Source organism: Flavobacterium sp. LK-23 (genome assembly GCF_058135255.1).
This window is the reverse complement of record NZ_JBYUVT010000001.1, coordinates 347,299-362,342: the sequence shown is the minus strand read 5'-3', so window position 1 is coordinate 362,342 and position 15,044 is coordinate 347,299. Positions and strand designations below refer to the sequence as shown.

Genomic DNA, 15,044 nt, shown 5'->3' with positions numbered 1-15,044 from the left:
TGTTTAGTTTAATTTCGGTTGCGAAACTAAGACCCATGTATTACTAAAGCCTTGAAAAAAAATTAACATAGTGTTATGATTAGTCAGTTATTGCTTATAATTATTAATGTTTAACTAACATTGCGCTTTCAAACGTTTGATTCACAACTAAAAAGAAATTGATATTTTGACTGTATTTGAAAATTTGGCGTTAAATTTGCCATATCAATCACAATCAAAAATCATCAATCATGTTAAAACAATTTTTTATCCTATGTTCAGGAGCCGACCGTGATCTCTTGAAAGACTGCTCAGAAGGCGAACAAACCAAATATGTTGGTATTGGCGCCACCGTGTTCTTTACGGCAGTTATGGCTTTTCTAGCCAGTGCTTATGCGCTTTTTACTGTTTTCGATTCTATTTACCCAGCCTTAATTTTCGGTTTTGTTTGGAGTTTGCTAATCTTCAATTTAGACCGATTTATCGTTTCTACGATTAAAAAAAGAGATCGTTTTCTAGACGAATTCCTTCAGGCAACTCCGCGTATTGCTTTGGCTATTATTATTGCAATTGTAATTTCGAAGCCTTTGGAGATTAAGATTTTCGAAAAAGAAATCAATACCGTTTTATTGAAAGAGAAAAACGAAATGGAATTGGCCAACAAAAAACAAATTGGAACGTATTTCAAAACGGATTTAGATAAAAATAAAGCTGAAATTGCTGCGCTTAAAGCGGATATTGTAAAGAAAGAGAAAGAAGTAAACGATTTATATTCAGTTTATATTACTGAAGCCGAAGGAACAACCGGAACTAAAAAATTAGGAAAAGGTCCTGTTTATAAAGAGAAACGCGAAAAACACGATGCGGCCTTAAAAGAATTTGAAATACTTAAAAAAGCAAACGAAGCTAAAATTGCCGAAAAAGAAAAAGCTGGCGTACAGCTTCAGGCTGATTTAGACAAAAAGGTTTCGCAAACACAGCCTATCATTGAAGGTTTCGACGGATTAATGGCGCGCATCAATGCCTTAAATAAACTGCCTTGGCTTCCGTCATTTTTCATTATGCTGTTGTTTCTGGCAATTGAAACCTCTCCGATTATTGCTAAATTATTAGCGCCAAAAGGGGAATTCGATTTCAAGCAAGAAGAAGCCGAAACCGCCATGAAAGCAACTTTGACACAAAATAAATACCAACGTGAATTATTAGTTAAAACAAGTGCAGAAATGCATGATAAAGTTTATGCTGATATTGCAGAAGATAAAGGTTTATTCGATCTGCAACGAAAAAACGCAAAAGAATTGCTAGAACTGCAATCTCATAAATTTGTAGAAAAGCAAAAAGCGACTTTATAAGTACAAAGTGCAAAGTTTCTAAGTGCAAAGTTATAAATGCAAAGCCCGAAATAGAATCTCTATTTCGGGCTTTTTATTTTAGACAAAGTCAATAATCTTTGTACTTTGTACTCAGAACTTTGTACTCAGAACTTTGTACTTTTAAATTACATATAACTTAAAATCTCTTTTTTGTAAGCGTCATATTCTCCTTGCATGATCAAACCATTATCAAGAAGTTTTTTGTAATTCTGTAATTTATCAAAAAGTTCTTCTTTAGATAAATCACTTAATCTACGTTCTCCAGCAGGTTGATTTGGTTGCGTCGGAAGCGGTTCAAAAGTTTCTGTCACAGCTGGAGCTGCAGGTAAAATTTCTGCAAAGCTTGTTACTTCTTCTGTTTCTACCTCTTCGATTTCGTCTTCAACTTCTGCTTCTTCCACAATTTCTTGAACTGGAGCTGCTGTCTGAACAGGATTTTTTAATAAATCTAATTGCTCTTTAGCATAGGTATACATTTTTCTAGCCTGAATTTTCGGAATATAATCTATAGAAATAATCAGGTCTGTATTAGTGCTAAATGAAAACTCAGAACCTAAAATATTTTCTTTTACAAATGAGCTTGTAATATCATCCCAAGTATAATCTGTAAAATTCATTGAAAGGCCTAAGTTTTTAGGCGTGCAAATAATAATACGTTTATTGGTTAAGATTATACTATCAGGAAAAACAGTAATTGCAGGCTTTTTTTGCACGGCGATGTAACCAACTTCTTCACCTTTCATTAATAAATCAGTAAGTTTCGAAGTTATTTTTTCAATCGCTTTTGGATCTTGTTCTTCGTTTAGAAATTTTTTAAATTGTTCTTTCATTGTTTATTAGTTGCTAAGTTTCAAAGCGGCTAAGCTGCTAAATTTTTTTTCTTACGATGCAAATGTAATGCCTAATTTTCTAATTCGATAATTTCATTTTGAATTTTCTTCGTCAAACTTTTGAAAACCAATTCGTATGAATGGTCTATGAGTTCCTTCACGAATTTATCAGGTAAATTTCCGTTCAAAGCCACGGTATTCCAGTGTACTTTGCTCATATGAAATCCAGGCTGTATTTCGTCATACTCTGCTCGAAGTTCCTGTGCGCGGTCTGGGTCGCATTTTAAATTTGCTGATTGCTCATTTTTTTCCCATTGAGAAAGAGAAGACAAAGCAAACATTTTTCCGCCCACCTTAAAGACCAAAGTATCTTCATCAAAAGGAAAATGTTCGCTGGCTCCTTTTTTTGAAAGACAATATTCGTAAAACGTTTCTAAATTCATAACTGTTTATTTACCAATTTCACCTAAATGCGTGTATTTAAAGCCTTTTTCATATTTAAGACCGTAACCAAAAATACGATCCATTGCCGAATGTGAAAATAAAATAATTCCCGCTAATTGCACCATTTCAATACTTAAATAAAATCCGATGGCATAAATTAAAAGCGCAATTCCTTTGTGATGAAAGATGTTGTAAAGAAATGCTCCAGTTTTGTTTCCAAAAGCATAACCCATCATTGATAAATCGGGAGCCAGAATTAAAACCAGAAACCACCACCATTCATAATTTAAGCGGTTGAACAAAAAGATTCCAAGAAGGAATAAAGCGACTTCCTCAAGTTTTAAAACTGTTTTCATTTGACTATTTTTTCCATCATCTTTTCAGGATGATTTAGTTTTGTAAATCCGAATTTCTCGTATAAAAAATGAGCGTCAGTTGTTGCCAATCGCCAGATTTTAACTTCTTGCAGTTGAGGTTCTTTCATCATCGCTTCAATTAGAATTGATGAGTAGCCTTTTCCACGATGTTCTTCATCAATAAAAACATCCATTAAATAAGCAAAAACGACATAATCGGTGATCACACGTGCAAAGCCAATTTGTTTGTCCTCTAAATAAATTCCAAAACAAACCGAAGCATCAATCGTTCTTTGCACTTCGTCAATCGTTCGTCCTGCAGCCCAATAAATGTCTTTTAAAAAGTTCTGTATAAAGGGGACATCGAGTTTGGTTTTGTCAGTTGAAACACTAATCATATTGTCTAATTTTTTTGCCACTAATTACACTAATTTTCACGAATTATTTTTTGCCACAGATTAAAGGATTAAAAATGATTAAATCTGTGTGAATCTTTTTAATCTGTGGCAAAATAAAAAAAAGAAATTCGCGAAAATGAGTGCAACTATTGGCGGCCTTTTAAATTTTATATAAAATTGGTTTGCTTGGACTTGCATCATTTTCAAACGAAGCGATTTGAAGATTTAATATATAATTTCCGTCTTCAATTTCGTCTGCAACATAAATCATTTCTGTAATTGTCGCATTGAACCGTGCATCTTGATTTAAATTATTTGTGTCTTTTACATTCCAAAATGCTTTATGTGCTAATAATTTTCCTTCGTCATGTTCTTTGTCCACACTTGGGAGATCGATCAATAAATGCTGAATTTCGCTTTCGCGGATGAAAATTGCAGCATCTTCAGACAAATACGGTGGATTGGTATTGGAATATTTTCTTGATTTTTTATCTTTTTGATTGGGAAGAGTCCGAATTACTAAGGCTTCGTTTGTCACGCTGAGCGGAGTCGAAGCGCTATCCAGTGATGTCACATTGAGCGAAGTCAAAATGTTTTCTTTCATAATCACCAAATCATCTCCAATCTTTTCAGGTTCAACCGTAATCAGTTTAGCAAAAAAGAAGAATTGTTTTAGAGATTGGTTAATACTGTAAAAATCATTGGTAATATGCCCCAAGCATTCCGTATGCGTTCCATGCCCATGCGGATTGAAGAAAATATTATTGAAATTCGTAGATGATTTTCCTTCAGAAACTTTTCCAATCCAATCACCAAAAACTACTGGTTCAATGACTGGTTTTTCAATATACCACGCAATCGGATTTTCATCTGTATTGGTTAATGGAATAGAAATATCAATGGGTTTTGATAAGTCGATTTCGAAGTTGTTGATTTTTGCTATCATAATTTAACCGCAAGGTTCGCTAAGGTTTACGCAAAGGTCGCTAGGATTTTATTAAAGATTGTTTGCTATTCTTTTAACTCCATGTTTTAGTAATGCAACATTAAAATTTATTAATAAGCCTAGTTTGCAATTTGTTAATTTTAAGTAAGTCAATAGTTGGGCAAAATGAACTTCATTTAAGCAATCTACAGACTTTATTTCCAAAATTAGTTTATTTTCTACTAAAATATCTAATCGATAACCAACATCTAATTTTACTTCTTCGTAAATTAATGGTAGAGGCTTTTGTTTTTCAACTACCAAGTTAAATTTTTTCAACTCATAAAATAGACATTCTTCATAAGCACTTTCTAAAAGTCCAGGTCCTAAAGTTTGATGAACCTTCAAAGCTGAATGAAACACAATTCGAGATAAATCATTCTCTGACATAAAATAAATATTTAAAGCCCCAAATATAATACCTGCGCCTTTAAAATATAGATTTATTCCTACAAAAAAACAAATAGCGTTCTTTGCGTAAACCTTAGCGAACCTTGCGGTTAAACTTAAGTTTCAACATAAAACAAATCTGAAGCAATTCCATCTGTTAAAAATTTTCCTTTAAGAGTTGGTTTTAAAATGTTGTTTTCGATCGAAAGCAAATCGTCATTTAAGAACTTTTGAGCTTGTTCCAGTAAATAATTCAAATATTCTGATCCGAATTCCTTTTCAATTCTTTCTAAAGAAACGCCCCAAATGGTTCGTAAACCCGTCATGATATATTCGTTGTAACGATCTGAAACAGTTAAGATTTCGGTTTCAATTGGAAGTTCGTTGTTTTGAATTGCTTTTAAATACAACGAATTATTAGCAATATTCCAGCCTCTTTTTTCGCCATCATAACTATGTGCCGAAGGTCCGATTCCTATATATTTCTTGCCCAACCAGTAAGCCGAATTGTTTTTGGAGAAATAATTTTCTTTTCCAAAATTGGATAATTCGTAATGAATAAAACCATTTTTTTGAAGCATTTCGACCAAAATCATAAAATGATTTGAAGCCACTTCGTCTTGCGGTTCAGCAACTTTTCCAGTTTGAATTAATTTGCTTAAAGCCGTTTTGGGTTCAACCGTCAAAGCATAACTCGAAATATGCGGAATGCCAAAATCTAAAGCAGTCTGAATATTATGTCTCCACATTTCGTCACTCATTCCTGGAATTCCATAAATCAAATCCAGTGAAATATTGTCGAAATATTTTGTCGCTTCTTCCAGACATTTTTTGGCTTCCGCTGAATTATGGGCACGATTCATCATCTTTAAATCTTCTTCATAAAAAGACTGAATTCCGATGCTTAATCTATTTATTGGGCTTTTCGATAATTCCAGAATTCGTTCAGCAGACAAATCATCCGGATTAGCTTCAAGTGTAATTTCAGGGTTTTGTACAACTTTATAGTTTTTATAAACTTCAGAAATTAAAAAGTTGATTTCTTCATTTGATAAAACCGAAGGAGTTCCGCCGCCAAAATAAATGGTTTCTACGATCTCATTGTCACTTTGAGCGGAGTCGAGAAGCTCGTTTTTACGCATGCCAATTTCTTTAGCTAATGCCAAAACCATATCGTCTTTCTTTTTCATCGAAGTCGAAAAATGAAAGTCACAATAGTGGCAAGCTTGCTTGCAAAAAGGTATGTGAATGTAAATTCCTGACATTTTTTATTAGATAATTAGAGAATATGTCAATTAGATAATTTATCCGTTGTCTACAGAATTATCTAATTATCAAATTGACGCATTGACTCATTTCTTAACTCGATCCTCATTCTGTTTTACAAAAGCATCCCAACCAGAATAGCTTTTTCCAGCCACGACTTTTCCCGAATTAAAGAAATGACAAACTGCTGCTGCTAAACCGTCTGTTGAATCGAGATTTTTTGGTAATTCTTTTAAGCCTAAAAGCTGTTGCAGCATTTTAGCAACTTGTTCTTTACTGGCATTTCCGTTTCCGGTAATCGCCATTTTTATCTTTTTAGGTTCGTATTCAGTAATCGGAATGCCTCTTGAAAGTCCTGCTGCCATTGCAACACCTTGCGCTCGTCCGAGCTTTAACATCGATTGTACGTTTTTGCCAAAGAAAGGTGCTTCAATAGCAATTTCGTCTGGACAATGCGTTTCGATAAGTTCAATGGTTCTTTCAAAAATGATTCTTAGTTTTTGGTAATGATTGTCGTATTTGGAAAGCTGCAATTCATTCAATTGCAGAAATTCCATTTTTTTATTGATTACTTTAATCAATCCAAAACCCATAATTGTGGTTCCGGGGTCAATACCTAATATGATGCGTTCTTGTGTCAAGAGAGTTTTTGTTTCAAGTTTTTTTGTTTCAAGTTTCAAGTTTTTGAAAAATGAACAATTCATTTTCTCATTTTCAAATTGCCACAGAGATTCACAAAGTTTTTATTTTCTCCGTGTATCTTTGTGATTTCTTCGCGAATCTTTGTGAAATAGCTTTACTTTTGCGGCATGATTTCAATTCCTCACAAAGCTAAGCAATTCCTAGTTCTCGTAGTCAAACTTTTAATTGTTGGCGGCGCATTTTATTTTATTTATAATCAGTTGGCTAACAATGATAAATTAGACTGGCAGAAGTTTATTGCTTTGTTCCAAAAAAATCAGTCGGTTCTAGGGATTTCGTTTATCTTACTTTTGAGCGTTTTGAACCGTTATTTCGAGATTTTGAAATGGCAGAATCTAGCGCAGGTTATTCATAAATTATCGGTTTATGAAGCGACAAAACAGGTTTTGGCTGCTTTGACGGCAGGAATTTTTACGCCGAATGGAGTAGGAGAGTATGCAGGAAAAGCGCTGTATTATCCGAAATCAGAAGCCAAAAGAGTGGTTTTCTTAAACTTAATCTGCAACGGAATCCAAATGATTTTAACGATCATTTTTGGGATTTTCGGATTACTCTATTTCAATGCGCAATTTAATGTAATTACAACCAAAACAGTCTTGATTCTTTTTGGCGGATTTGTTCTGATTTTGATTTTATTATTCTCCATTAAAAAGATAAAAGTCAAAGGATATTCGATAGAAAAACTGATTCATAAAATCAATGAAATTCCGAAATCGGTTCATCAGAAAAATATCTTTTTAGGGATCTGTCGTTATTTGGTTTTCTCGCATCAATATTACTTTTTGTTTTTAGGTTTTGATGTCGATTTGCCTTATTTAACTTTGATGGCAGCGATAACATCAGTTTACTTTTTAGCTTCTTCATTGCCAACTTTTCAGTTTTTAGACTTTGCAGTAAAAGGAAGTGTTGCGATTTACTTCTTTGGGATTTTGGGCGTAAACGAATGGATTGTTGTATTTATAAGCACTTTAATGTGGTTTTTAAACGTAGTTCTTCCCGTAGTTTTAGGAAGCTTTTTTGTGTTGAATTTTAAAACAAAAACTCCAGAATGATTTTTGGATTATTCACCATATTAGCAATTTATGTAATTAGCATTGCGTTGCTGATTTATGGTTTTTTAAAAATAAAAAAATATCAAAAACAAGATTTAGAACCAAATACAAGTTTTACGATAATTGTTCCTTTTCGGAATGAAAAAGAAAATCTGCCCCTACTTTTGGAAAGTTTTTCAAAACTAAATTATCCAATAGATTTATTTGATGTAATTTTAGTTGACGATGCTTCAGATGAAAAATTTCAAGTCTCACATTTCACATTTCACATTTCGCAAATAAACAATATTCGGGTTTCCAATTCTCCTAAAAAAGATGCCATTACAACGGCAATGCAGCACGTAAAAACCGATTGGGTTATTACAACCGATGCCGATTGTATTGTTCCCGAAAATTGGTTGTTGACTTTTGACAATTACATTCAGCAGAACAAAGTTTCCATGCTTGCTGGAGCTGTAACGTATCAATGTGAAAACTCATTTTTAGATCATTTTCAGCAATTGGATTTAACGAGTCTGCAAGGCGCTACAATTGGAAGTTTTGGTTTAAATAAGGGTTTTATGTGCAACGGAGCTAATTTTGCTTATACAAAAGCATTCTTCGAAAGTTTAAATGGTTTTGAAGGGAATGATAAAATTGCCAGTGGAGATGATGTTTTTTTACTGCAAAAAGCGATTCAAAAGTGTTCGGATGAAGTTCATTATTTAAAAGCCCAAGAAGCAATTGTAGTTACAAAACCAACTGAAAATTGGACATCATTATTTCATCAAAGAGTGCGTTGGGCGGCTAAAACAAGTTCGTATAATAGCAATTTCGGAAAGTTTCTTGGATTAATTGTTTTCTTCGGAAATCTGAGTTTTGTAATTGGATTTTTCTCTCTTCTTTTAGGAATTTGCTCGTATCCAATTTTTGTAATTTTTGCTTTTTCTAAAATTTCAGTTGACTTTATTTTGCTTTTAATCACTAATCGATTTTTGGCAAATAAGAGAATTAAAAGTTTTTTGTTAAGTAGTCTATGGTATCCGTTTTTTAGTTCGACTGTCGCTTTGTACAGCTTATTTGGGTCTTATAAATGGAAAGGACGCCAATTTAGAAAATAACTACTTTTCTTCTTTTGCTTTTATAATTACAGGCAAAATAAACTGTGTTTTTACTGGAATACCGCGTTTTATGGCTGGATTTGCTTTCGGAAAATCGACTAGACGCGCGTGCAGAATGCTGTCAATCCTTATAGTATCGTAAACTACAGAATCTTTAGGAAACTGAGGTTCAAACTTCATAGTTGAGTTAGGAAAAACAGTTACTTTGACTTCAATGGTGTCCAATTCTGGATACAGAATAGATAAAGTATCAACGTTAAGTTTTTCTTGAATAAGATTCGACATCACTTCAAAAAAACATTGCTGGCGAAGCTTTTTATCACCAATTTTATCGCAATCAGGCAAAGAAGGATATTCATCAACTTCTTTCCAGTTGATGGATTTCAATTCTTTTTGAAGTAATTCTTTTTCAGACGGAACCTGCTTCTCAAAATATTGACAAGAATTAAAAAGGATGCAAATAAGAAAAGGGAAAAACTGCCTCAAAGTTTTAAAATTGGATGATATAACAAAAATACGATTATTTTTTTTGAGAAGCTTTGTATTCTAAATAATCTTCATAGTTTTCCGATAGCCAATTTTCTTTATTTTTTTCTGCAACTTCCTTTTGATCAGGATATAATTTGATGAGTCTGTCTGAAAAAGCTGCTATTTGAACCGTATAGGTATAAAATTCAATTTTACTCAGAAGGATATTGGGATCATTTTTTTTACTAAAAAAATCGAAAAATAGCTTATCAAAGTCTCTCATAGAAAAATTTATTACTTTTTTCTTATTGGAGGAGTAAAGACTGTCTTGTATTACTTTGTCATCTGTAGAAAGTTTCTTAGATTGAGCTATTGTTTTTTCGCTGATGGAAAATACAAAGAATAGAAAAAAAACTATTTTTACAAGAGTTCTCATACTAGTAAAATGTTTAAATAATAAGTACAAACTTACAAAATATTATGGATTTACTTTTAGTGCTGCTAGGATTTATATGTGTAATCGTGGGCGTTTTTGGAAGTTTTCTTCCTGTTCTACCTGGATTATCATGCTCTTGGGTTGGGATATTATTACTTTACCTAACTAAAGCAGTCGAAAATAATTACTGGGTTTTAGGGATTACTTTTGTTCTAATGGTCATCATTACTATATTAGATTATATTATTCCGTCAAAAGGCACTAAAAAGTTTGGAGGAAGCTCTTATGGAGTCTGGGGAACCAACATTGGTTTGGTTGTCGGAATTTTTGCTCCAATTCCTTTTGGAATTGTAATTGGTCCATTTTTGGGCGCTTTAATTGGAGAGTTAATGTATGATTCTCAAAATCATAAACGAGCTCTAAAAGCAGCCACTGGATCGCTATTAGGATTCATTGCTTCGAGTTTTGTTAATTTTCTGTTTGCAGTGGTTTATTTGGGCATATTTTTAAATATTGTGTGGGAATATCGAAACATTTTATTTTAATTTTATAACAATTTTAGCTTTTTAGCGTTGCTTGCAAAAATAAACATCAAACTTTTCTTAACTTTTTTTCTTTTGTGTTTGACAACGAAAGGGTTGAGTTTACTAGTGTTAAGGCATTTTTAGTGTTAAGAACTGGTTATTAAGAAGGTAAATTTTTAACTTAATTTTTGGAAATGTTAAAATATTTTATATTTTTATCACGATAAACGATAAAAAGCCTCATTTTATCGATTATTTTAAATAAGTATAAATAATCATTTTTTAAGTTATGAGTATGACCCCAAACCTACAAATTGAACTTAGACGCTTTATTTCTTCTAATGTTGTCTCCAAGTTAAACAAGTTTTATTTTGAGAATGATGCACTTTTAATAAAGGGAATAGACGTCTCGATCGGTACAATTTTAATGGGACTCTACAACAAAGCCGAAGAATCTGATTTTTATTCTGAAATCGTTTCATTAATCCAAGAAGATTCTACTTTTTACCAAGAAATAGACTTTAATGCAGGCAGAATTTTATCAGTCGACGATTGTTACCGCATAGAAGGAAATGCTTTACTGAAAGAATTATTCTCGAACAAAAAAGGTAGAATTTCAGAAATGGTTTCAAACGAAGTTGGCATTAAAAGCGAAACAGCCAGAGAAATACTTAACTTTTCAGCATTACTTGTAATGTCTTATTTAAGATACAATCTTCAATTAATAGAAAGTTTAAAACTCCTTTTAGAAGACCAAAAAAGAGATATTTTAAACAGCATTCCTCCCGGAATTAAAATCATCCTAGGTTTTTCATCTTACGAAACTGTAGAAGATAAAAACCAATCTATCGGAAGATCTATTTTTACACTTTTCGGACATAATTTCTTTAGTTTTTAAAAATAAAAAATCCCATTTTCTAGAAGAAAACAGGATTCATTTATGACTTAAATTTGAAAAACGTTTAGACGTTTTTCAAATTGATAACTTCTTGATCGGTCAAAAAGCGCCAATTTCCACGAGGAAGATTCTTTTTGGTTAATCCAGCAAACGAAACACGGTCAATACGCAATACATTGTATTCGAAAGATTCAAAAATTGAACGCACCACTTTTACGTTAGCAGTACGCAGTTTAAGACCAACTTCGCTTTTTGGTTCATTATCAATATAGCTTACTTCTTCAACAAAAACGCGGTGTCCGTCAAGAACTAAACCTTTGCTGATTATCTCTAAATCTTCAAATTTCAAGTTTTTGTCTAAAGAAACTTGATAGATCTTAGACGATTTCTGGTTTGGCAATGTAAACTTACGAATCATATCAGTATCGTTTGTAAACAATAATAAACCAGTTGTATTCTTGTCCATTCTTCCTACAGCAGCAATTTTTGCATTTGTAGCGCCACGAACAAGTTCTAGAACGTTACGATATTCCTGACCTTCGTCAAAGGCAGTCGTAAAGTTTTTAGGCTTATTTAATAAAATATATTCTTTCTTTTCAGGAGTCAGTGTAACACCGTCAAAGTTTACAACATCATTTAGTTTTACCAAATAACCCATTTCTGTAACTACAGTACCGTTAACTTTAACGTTTCCAGACTGAATATAAATGTCGGCGTCACGACGAGAACAAACACCAGAATTAGAGATGTATTTGTTCAGACGAATTTCATCTGAAGCCTTTTGTCTCTTTGCTGGCTGATTTTGTTTTCTCAATTTTTCAGCAGCAGCTTCCTGAGCAGCTTTAACTTCAGGTTTTACTTTTTTAGGCCCTTGCGCGCGCTTAGCCATAGGAGGTTTTGGCTTGTTAGAGTTTGGTCGTGAGCTATTTGGTCTCGATCCACCTCTTTTATTGTTGCCTTCCTTGTTGTTCATAGAATCATTAATTTGTGCAAAGATAGTTTTTTCCTGCTAATAAATCTTAAGTTCAATGTTCTTAGATTAATAGCGCTTTATTTTAAGAGGTTTAGGAGCAATATAATTGATCTTTTTAAAATAGATTGTTCCGCAGAGATTCGCAAAGAATTTCGCGGAGTTACACAAAAAAGACTTTGCGAATCTCTGTGAAATAAAAAGCTTTAGTAATTAGAAATCAATTCGCGACCATGCCATAAGACGCTTGGATTAATCAGAACAATGCAGCAAACGCCAGATACAATCAGGAACTTAAGAACATTATGTAGTCTTAGATATTGTTCTTTAGAGTCCGATTTCCATAAATAAATCAGGAAGAAAAGAAGAACTCCAAAACACACATAAAAATAAATGTCCATATAGCCTACATCATAAATATTAACCAAAACGTAAACAGGTAAAATGGTAGACAAAGTCAAACCCGTGATAATTTGCTTAGAAATTTTTTCTCCGTATAAAACCGGAATCGTTCTATAGTCGCTTACTAAATCGCCTTTCAGGTTTTCTAAATCTTTTATCATTTCGCGAATCAATAAAAGCAGAAACAAGAAAACCGCATGTGCCGAAATCACTACAAAATGACTCATGTGATTCTCAATTTCTTCAAATGAGATCTTATTATAGAAATAAAGTAAAATGGCAAAAAATGGCGTTACAGCAAGTAAAGCAGACATTAAATTTCCAATAATGGGATACTTTTTAATTTTATGAGAATAAAACCAAATCATAAAAATATAGCCCGAAAAGAACAAAAAGGCTCTCCAGGAAACTATAAAAGCCATTAGAACAGCGAGAAAATTCAAACTGAAATATACGTTCAATTTAGTTTTCTGACTAACCAAACGATCCAACATCGATTTATTCGGACGATTAATCAAATCCTTCTGACTGTCGTAAAAATTATTGATGATATATCCTGAAGCGATTGTAATAGCCGAAGCAAAAACAATTAAAAACAAGTGAAAATCAAGCAAAATATCCAACGCTCTAATTTCTGGAGCAAGTATAAAAATTGCCGATAAATACTGGGCTAAAACGATAATTGGAATATTGTAACCTCGAACTACAGAGAACAGACTAACAATTTTCATTACTAAAAGTTTTTGTTGTCTGCTTAACATAGATGATATAGTGGAGTTGATTTGATGTAGGGAAGTTAAAGTATATTTTTTGATTCTGAAAACTAGAGCTTGTTTTTTAACAATTCTTCAGATCCGTAACCTAATTTTCGAATGCAGGCCAAAGCTTGTTTTTGCGTAATATCGATTTCTGTAATATCTTTTTTATCTACAAAAACCACCGACCCGCTCCAAGGGTTTGGAGCATCTGGTATAAAAACTGTGAATTTCTCATCACTGACTTGTTCTATTAAAAAAGCAAATTGTAAACCAGCATCAGTAGGAACTAATATTACTTTTAAATCGTCTTTAGATTCTAATCCCAATATATTTTCATTCATGCTTTTCATAAATGAATAACCGGGAACAAAACTTAAAATCCCTTCTTCTAATTTCTGAACCAATTTTTCTGCCGCTGCAGTTCTTGCCAATAATCCAGCAACCAGACAGATTAGAATTATGATTAATAACCCAACAAGTTCTTGAATTGCAAGCCCTAAAACGCTGACTTTTGGTAAAGCACTTACTAGCGGAAGTGTTGTCTTTTGTACAATACCATATCCTTTTTCTAAAACAATTAATAGTACAACTAAAGGCACTAAAAAAAGAATTCCTCCTAAAAAAGTTGCTTTGATAATCTTTAAAATACTTTTCATAGGCAATAATTTTTTAAGATTAAATGTTAGGAAAGGGTATTCAATACATCACAACAATATTTTTAAGAGGTTTAACTTTAAAACTGGTAAACTACTTCTAATTTATAGTCTTTTAAGGATGCTTTGGCTCTTTCTAAATCTTCGGTAAAACCAAGGATGTAACCGCCTCCTCCAGAACCGCAAAGTTTTAGGTAATAATCGTTAGAGTCAATTCCGTGTTGCCAGATTCCGTGAAATTGTTCTGGAATCATGGGTTTAAAATGATTTAAGACAACTTTAGAAAGTTTTTTGGTATTGGTAAACAAAGATGTCATATCGCCATGCAGGAAGTTTTCTACGCAAGCATCTGTATATTTCACAAACTGATTTTTAAGCATAGCACGGAAACCTTTATCTTTTAAGTTTTCCATAAAAATACTTACCATTGGAGCAGTTTCTCCAACAATTCCTGAGTCTAACAAAAATACAGCACCTTTTCCGTCAAAACTTTGAGTTGGAATTCCAGTTGCTTCAATATTGTCTTTCGAATTGATTAAGATTGGAATGCTCAAATAGCTGTTTAAAGGGTCTAAACCAGAACTTTTTCCGTGGAAAAAGCTTTCCATTTGAGAAAATATATTTTTTAAGTGTAATAACTTTTCGCGAGTCAGATTTTCCAGAACAGTGATTTTGTTGGTAGCATATTTATCGTAAATAGCAGCAACAAGCGCACCGCTGCTTCCAACTCCATATCCTTGCGGAATACTAGAATCGAAATACATTCCAGTTTCAACATCATTTTTTAAAGCTTCTAAATCAAAAGTAACCAATTCTGGCTGTTGCGTATGTAGCACTTCAAGATAAGAAGCAAAACTTCTTAAGCTTTTGTTTGATGAAATGGCTTCTTCTGTAGGCTCTTCAGATTTTTTTAAAGCGCCGTTGTAAAAATTATAAGGAATAGAAAGTCCTTTAGAGTCGCGGATAATTCCGTATTCTCCAAAGAGTAATATTTTTGAGTAAAATAGTGGTCCTTTCATGATTTATTTTATGTCTTTCTAATAAAAATTTAATTAAAGAT

19 protein-coding genes are annotated in these 15,044 nt (G+C 32.8%); 5 read left to right on the top strand and 14 right to left on the bottom strand.

What is annotated here, in order from left to right; translation table 11 throughout:
- Positions 1–230: 230 nt before the first annotated feature.
- The gene (locus AC3Y25_RS01500) at positions 231–1,331 is read left to right on the top strand and encodes a DUF4407 domain-containing protein (RefSeq protein ID WP_095928186.1); all 1,101 of its coding nucleotides are present in this window, start codon (positions 231–233) and stop codon (positions 1,329–1,331) included.
- Between the two features lie 146 nt (positions 1,332–1,477).
- Here AC3Y25_RS01500 and AC3Y25_RS01495 read toward each other — a convergent pair whose 3' ends face one another.
- From AC3Y25_RS01495 to ruvC, 8 genes are all read right to left on the bottom strand, one after another.
- Positions 1,478–2,182, bottom strand: coding sequence for a PH domain-containing protein (locus AC3Y25_RS01495; RefSeq protein WP_489901506.1), 705 nt, complete (start codon positions 2,180–2,182; stop codon positions 1,478–1,480).
- A 71-nt stretch (positions 2,183–2,253) separates the two neighbouring features.
- On the bottom strand, positions 2,254–2,625 hold the full coding sequence (locus AC3Y25_RS01490) for an MmcQ/YjbR family DNA-binding protein (RefSeq protein ID WP_489901505.1): 372 nt from the start codon (positions 2,623–2,625) through the stop codon (positions 2,254–2,256).
- Positions 2,626–2,631: 6 nt separating this feature from the next.
- Positions 2,632–2,982 carry a DUF4260 domain-containing protein gene (locus tag AC3Y25_RS01485; protein ID WP_489901504.1) on the bottom strand — a complete coding sequence of 117 codons (351 nt, stop codon included), beginning with the start codon at positions 2,980–2,982 and terminating at the stop codon, positions 2,632–2,634.
- On the bottom strand, positions 2,979–3,380 hold the full coding sequence (locus AC3Y25_RS01480; RefSeq protein WP_250834351.1) for a GNAT family N-acetyltransferase: 402 nt from the start codon (positions 3,378–3,380) through the stop codon (positions 2,979–2,981). The genes AC3Y25_RS01485 and AC3Y25_RS01480 overlap by 4 nt, the downstream gene beginning before the upstream one ends.
- Before the next feature lie 160 nt (positions 3,381–3,540).
- Positions 3,541–4,326: a cyclase family protein gene (locus AC3Y25_RS01475; RefSeq protein ID WP_489901503.1), complete on the bottom strand. Its 786-nt coding sequence runs from the start codon at positions 4,324–4,326 to the stop codon at positions 3,541–3,543.
- Between the two features lie 51 nt (positions 4,327–4,377).
- Positions 4,378–4,755 carry a GxxExxY protein gene (locus AC3Y25_RS01470; RefSeq protein ID WP_250834349.1) on the bottom strand — a complete coding sequence of 126 codons (378 nt, stop codon included), beginning with the start codon at positions 4,753–4,755 and terminating at the stop codon, positions 4,378–4,380.
- 116 nt (positions 4,756–4,871) lie between these two features.
- Positions 4,872–6,020: a radical SAM family heme chaperone HemW gene (hemW, locus tag AC3Y25_RS01465; RefSeq protein WP_489901502.1), complete on the bottom strand. Its 1,149-nt coding sequence runs from the start codon at positions 6,018–6,020 to the stop codon at positions 4,872–4,874.
- An 87-nt stretch (positions 6,021–6,107) separates the two neighbouring features.
- Positions 6,108–6,662, bottom strand: a complete 555-nt coding sequence (gene ruvC / locus AC3Y25_RS01460) for a crossover junction endodeoxyribonuclease RuvC (protein WP_095928179.1) — start codon at positions 6,660–6,662, stop codon at positions 6,108–6,110.
- A gap of 168 nt (positions 6,663–6,830) precedes the next feature.
- Here ruvC and AC3Y25_RS01455 point away from each other — a divergent pair, with 168 nt between their 5' ends.
- Entirely contained in the window at positions 6,831–7,775 is a 945-nt protein-coding gene (locus AC3Y25_RS01455) for a hypothetical protein (RefSeq protein ID WP_489901501.1), read from the top strand.
- Positions 7,772–8,875, top strand: a complete 1,104-nt coding sequence (locus AC3Y25_RS01450) for a glycosyltransferase family 2 protein (protein WP_489901500.1) — start codon at positions 7,772–7,774, stop codon at positions 8,873–8,875. The genes AC3Y25_RS01455 and AC3Y25_RS01450 overlap by 4 nt, the downstream gene beginning before the upstream one ends.
- On the opposite strand, the gene AC3Y25_RS01445 is transcribed toward AC3Y25_RS01450, so the two are convergent.
- A complete protein-coding gene (locus AC3Y25_RS01445; protein ID WP_489901499.1) occupies positions 8,876–9,361 on the bottom strand; it encodes a hypothetical protein in 486 nt (161 codons plus the stop codon).
- Positions 9,362–9,395: 34 nt separating this feature from the next.
- Positions 9,396–9,779 (bottom strand): hypothetical protein, encoded by a 384-nt coding sequence (locus tag AC3Y25_RS01440; protein WP_489901498.1) that lies wholly within the window; start codon positions 9,777–9,779, stop codon positions 9,396–9,398.
- A gap of 44 nt (positions 9,780–9,823) precedes the next feature.
- Here AC3Y25_RS01440 and AC3Y25_RS01435 point away from each other — a divergent pair, with 44 nt between their 5' ends.
- Both AC3Y25_RS01435 and AC3Y25_RS01430 read left to right on the top strand, forming a co-directional pair.
- Positions 9,824–10,324: a DUF456 domain-containing protein gene (locus tag AC3Y25_RS01435; RefSeq protein WP_489901497.1), complete on the top strand. Its 501-nt coding sequence runs from the start codon at positions 9,824–9,826 to the stop codon at positions 10,322–10,324.
- 274 nt (positions 10,325–10,598) lie between these two features.
- The gene (locus AC3Y25_RS01430; protein WP_095928173.1) at positions 10,599–11,201 is read left to right on the top strand and encodes a DUF937 domain-containing protein; all 603 of its coding nucleotides are present in this window, start codon (positions 10,599–10,601) and stop codon (positions 11,199–11,201) included.
- Positions 11,202–11,265: 64 nt separating this feature from the next.
- Here AC3Y25_RS01430 and AC3Y25_RS01425 read toward each other — a convergent pair whose 3' ends face one another.
- From AC3Y25_RS01425 to AC3Y25_RS01410, 4 genes are all read right to left on the bottom strand, one after another.
- A complete protein-coding gene (locus AC3Y25_RS01425) occupies positions 11,266–12,174 on the bottom strand; it encodes a pseudouridine synthase (RefSeq protein WP_489901496.1) in 909 nt (302 codons plus the stop codon).
- A gap of 203 nt (positions 12,175–12,377) precedes the next feature.
- On the bottom strand, positions 12,378–13,334 hold the full coding sequence (locus AC3Y25_RS01420; protein WP_095928171.1) for a geranylgeranylglycerol-phosphate geranylgeranyltransferase: 957 nt from the start codon (positions 13,332–13,334) through the stop codon (positions 12,378–12,380).
- Between the two features lie 62 nt (positions 13,335–13,396).
- Positions 13,397–13,987: a DUF502 domain-containing protein gene (locus AC3Y25_RS01415; RefSeq protein WP_489901495.1), complete on the bottom strand. Its 591-nt coding sequence runs from the start codon at positions 13,985–13,987 to the stop codon at positions 13,397–13,399.
- 77 nt (positions 13,988–14,064) lie between these two features.
- Positions 14,065–15,003, bottom strand: a complete 939-nt coding sequence (locus tag AC3Y25_RS01410; RefSeq protein ID WP_250834341.1) for a mevalonate kinase family protein — start codon at positions 15,001–15,003, stop codon at positions 14,065–14,067.
- Between the last annotated feature and the right edge of the window lie 41 nt (positions 15,004–15,044).

Excerpts from the sequence above, each read along its gene's own strand:
- AC3Y25_RS01500 (WP_095928186.1), top strand. The coding sequence starts at position 231 with ATGTTAAAACAATTTTTTATCCTATGTTCAGGAGCCGACCGTGATCTC.
- AC3Y25_RS01495 (WP_489901506.1), bottom strand. The coding sequence starts at position 2,182 with ATGAAAGAACAATTTAAAAAATTTCTAAACGAAGAACAAGATCCAAAA.
- AC3Y25_RS01490 (WP_489901505.1), bottom strand. The coding sequence starts at position 2,625 with ATGAATTTAGAAACGTTTTACGAATATTGTCTTTCAAAAAAAGGAGCC.
- AC3Y25_RS01485 (WP_489901504.1), bottom strand. The coding sequence starts at position 2,982 with ATGAAAACAGTTTTAAAACTTGAGGAAGTCGCTTTATTCCTTCTTGGA.
- AC3Y25_RS01480 (WP_250834351.1), bottom strand. The coding sequence starts at position 3,380 with ATGATTAGTGTTTCAACTGACAAAACCAAACTCGATGTCCCCTTTATA.
- AC3Y25_RS01475 (WP_489901503.1), bottom strand. The coding sequence starts at position 4,326 with ATGATAGCAAAAATCAACAACTTCGAAATCGACTTATCAAAACCCATT.
- AC3Y25_RS01470 (WP_250834349.1), bottom strand. The coding sequence starts at position 4,755 with ATGTCAGAGAATGATTTATCTCGAATTGTGTTTCATTCAGCTTTGAAG.
- hemW (WP_489901502.1), bottom strand. The coding sequence starts at position 6,020 with ATGTCAGGAATTTACATTCACATACCTTTTTGCAAGCAAGCTTGCCAC.
- AC3Y25_RS01455 (WP_489901501.1), top strand. The coding sequence starts at position 6,831 with ATGATTTCAATTCCTCACAAAGCTAAGCAATTCCTAGTTCTCGTAGTC.
- AC3Y25_RS01450 (WP_489901500.1), top strand. The coding sequence starts at position 7,772 with ATGATTTTTGGATTATTCACCATATTAGCAATTTATGTAATTAGCATT.
- AC3Y25_RS01440 (WP_489901498.1), bottom strand. The coding sequence starts at position 9,779 with ATGAGAACTCTTGTAAAAATAGTTTTTTTTCTATTCTTTGTATTTTCC.
- AC3Y25_RS01435 (WP_489901497.1), top strand. The coding sequence starts at position 9,824 with ATGGATTTACTTTTAGTGCTGCTAGGATTTATATGTGTAATCGTGGGC.
- AC3Y25_RS01430 (WP_095928173.1), top strand. The coding sequence starts at position 10,599 with ATGACCCCAAACCTACAAATTGAACTTAGACGCTTTATTTCTTCTAAT.
- AC3Y25_RS01425 (WP_489901496.1), bottom strand. The coding sequence starts at position 12,174 with ATGAACAACAAGGAAGGCAACAATAAAAGAGGTGGATCGAGACCAAAT.
- AC3Y25_RS01420 (WP_095928171.1), bottom strand. The coding sequence starts at position 13,334 with ATGTTAAGCAGACAACAAAAACTTTTAGTAATGAAAATTGTTAGTCTG.
- AC3Y25_RS01415 (WP_489901495.1), bottom strand. The coding sequence starts at position 13,987 with ATGAAAAGTATTTTAAAGATTATCAAAGCAACTTTTTTAGGAGGAATT.
- AC3Y25_RS01410 (WP_250834341.1), bottom strand. The coding sequence starts at position 15,003 with ATGAAAGGACCACTATTTTACTCAAAAATATTACTCTTTGGAGAATAC.